1 protein-coding gene is annotated in these 767 nt (G+C 39.4%); it reads left to right on the forward strand.

Annotated features, from left to right (window positions below):
* A partial coding sequence (locus tag AC1DND_RS28805; RefSeq protein ID WP_477586382.1) for a hypothetical protein occupies positions 1–767 on the forward strand: 767 nt, incomplete at both ends.

A 767-nucleotide genomic window follows, 5' to 3' on the forward strand; every position in this document is an offset into this window, starting at 1 on the left:
GTGCAGGACATTACCTGCTCGATCCACGCCATATTTTAAATGGCAAACAGCTCAGCAAAACTTTTCCTGAGTATAACCTATTGGTAAGTACAACCCAACAAATCATCAATCAATCTAAAACCGATAAACCACTTTGGTTATATGTAAACCTTACGCCCAGAATCGATTTTGCAGGATCACTCGCTAACTATGATGTAACTTTTGGAACCGATGCACAACATTTGGTGCATTCAATGTTACAAAATTTTAATTTCGATTACGTAAGCAAGTGGTTAGCCGACCCTGAAAAGATGAAAACCGTTGCCTATAAACCGGTGAAAGAACCCGTAAAAACTTCGGGCAATACAATGGTAAGTATTGTAAGTAAATCGGTTACGGCAAGCGTAAAAAGTAAAGACCCGAATACCATCTTATACGAAGACTTTGATGGCTATAACACAGGTACTTTTTCTGCTAAAGGATGGCATACATACGGAAAAAATGGACACGAATTTCAAAATGCCACACTTCATACACTAAGCGGACAAAGAGGAAAATGGATATCCATACCCAAAGAGTTTACGTTCTATCCAGATTTTGCAAAACCACTTCCAGCCAATTTTACCCTGAGTTACGATGTGTATTTCGGGAAAAACATTCGCAATTATAGATCGCTGATGTATGTACGCTTGGGAACCGAAAACTACATCAACATACAAGACATTAACCGAAACGGATTTGATTTTGCATTTGCCTTAGGCGGGGAAGCCGAAACGAGTGTGCAGTTT

The organism is Pedobacter sp. 01N416 (genome assembly GCF_056399685.1).